Below are 1,801 nucleotides of genomic sequence, written 5' to 3' on the forward strand. Positions count from 1 at the left end.
GCTCGCAGAAGAGGTAGCGCCTCGCCAAACCCTATCATCGCATCGAACTTAGCCTCATCGCGCACGTTGTTCCATGCTGGATGATACAAGTACTGTTTGCGCGCCTTGAGATCACGCCCTGTCGATTGCAGATGTCCTTTGTCATCTTGGCATATCCAGACCTCAGTCCACATCGGCGGGATAACCAGCTCTTCAAAACGTCGGCGCAAGGCTTTGTCTTTGACCGTCTTGCCCGTAGCATCTCGATAAGTAAAGCCGCGACCCCAACGTACTCGCGTAAATCCTGGCTCATCATCGCTGACATAACGCAGCTTAGCACGGCGAGCTAAGCGCTCATAATCGTGACGCAGATCGTCTATGACTTGCTCAGTCGCTGTTGCCATGTGCTATACCCTTAAAAGTAAAGTTTATGAGCTTAATCATAGGTAAATATCTAATACGGCGCTGTGTGTTTGACGCACACAAAGTGTAATACTGTGTAAAAAAAGTGCTGCATATAAAAAACGCCAAGCATTACACTTGGCGTTTTTTGTAGTATAGTCAGTTCAACACAGCGAGATTGAAATGGTTTTTTTGCAGCCTCTGTCGGCGTAGGCACAGCACGCAAGAAAAAATTATTTCAACTCCGCGCTATAATACGATGTATCTGTTTTATTCAGTGTCGACTGTATAACTATTTGAGAACTACTTACCGTAAGTACATAAGTAAGCTGTTTCTACATCAACTTTGACATTGAATTTTTGATTGGCCTCTACTGTGAATGACTCGCCTGCACTAAAAGTTTGCCACTCATTGCTCTTAGGCAATTTGACTGTCAACGCGCCACTGACAACGGTCATGGTTTCAAACTCGCTAGTGCCAAACTCATACTCACCAATCTCCATAACGCCGACAGTAGCGAGAAGCGTAGCCGTTTGAAAGGCGATGGACGTGACTTTGTCATCAAAATAACTATTAACGCTTGGCATAATTTTCCTTAAATTTAAGTTCATTTAAATATTAAAAGTGTTTTTACAATCCTGCTTTTAGACTGGCTTCGATAAATTGATCTAGATCGCCGTCGAGTACCGCACCCGTATTAAAGGTCTCAACGCCCGTACGCAAATCTTTGATACGTGAGTCATCAAGCACATACGAGCGAATTTGACTGCCCCAACCGACATCAGACTTATTATCCTCGACCGCTTGCTGCGACGCCATACGTTTTTGCATCTCAAGCTCATAGAGCTTGGCGCGTAGCATTTTCATTGCGGTCGCTTTGTTGCCGTGCTGACTACGCTCATTTTGACACGTCACCACCACGCCACTTGGTTCGTGAGTGATACGTACCGCAGAATCCGTGGTGTTGACGTGCTGACCACCTGCGCCCGATGAGCGGTAGGTGTCAATACGCAAGTCCGCTGGATTGATATCGATCTCGATATCATCGTCAATCTCAGGCGACACAAAGACGGCGGCAAACGAGGTATGACGACCGTTATTACTGTCAAACGGTGACTTGCGTACCAAGCGATGCACGCCAATCTCAGTGCGTAGCCAGCCAAAGGCATAATCGCCTTTAATCTCGATAGTCGCCGACTTAATACCCGCAACGCTGCCGGAGGACACCTCGATGACGTCCACCTTAAAGCCATGAGCTTCTGCCCAGCGCGTATACATACGCAGTAGCATCTCTGCCCAATCTTGTGCTTCAGTACCGCCGCTGCCTGATTGGATATCTAAATAGCAATTATTGGGATCCATCTCACCGCTAAACATACGGCGAAATTCCAAATCAGCGACACGTTTTTCAGCTTGATC

2 protein-coding genes and 1 pseudogene are annotated in these 1,801 nt (G+C 46.9%); all 3 read right to left on the bottom strand.

What is annotated here, in order from left to right; translation table 11 throughout:
• Positions 1 to 383, bottom strand: a pseudogene (locus ACTXGO_RS13180) (DNA topoisomerase IB); the annotation flags it as partial.
• A 301-nt stretch (positions 384 to 684) separates the two neighbouring features.
• Positions 685 to 969 (bottom strand): pyrimidine/purine nucleoside phosphorylase, encoded by a 285-nt coding sequence (ppnP, locus tag ACTXGO_RS13185; protein ID WP_443574841.1) that lies wholly within the window; start codon positions 967 to 969, stop codon positions 685 to 687.
• A gap of 43 nt (positions 970 to 1,012) precedes the next feature.
• On the bottom strand, positions 1,013 to 1,801 hold a 789-nt coding region (gene prfB / locus ACTXGO_RS13190; protein ID WP_443574842.1), incomplete at its 5' end, for a peptide chain release factor 2.

The sequence above is a fragment of the Psychrobacter sp. T6-1 genome (genome assembly GCF_052258445.1).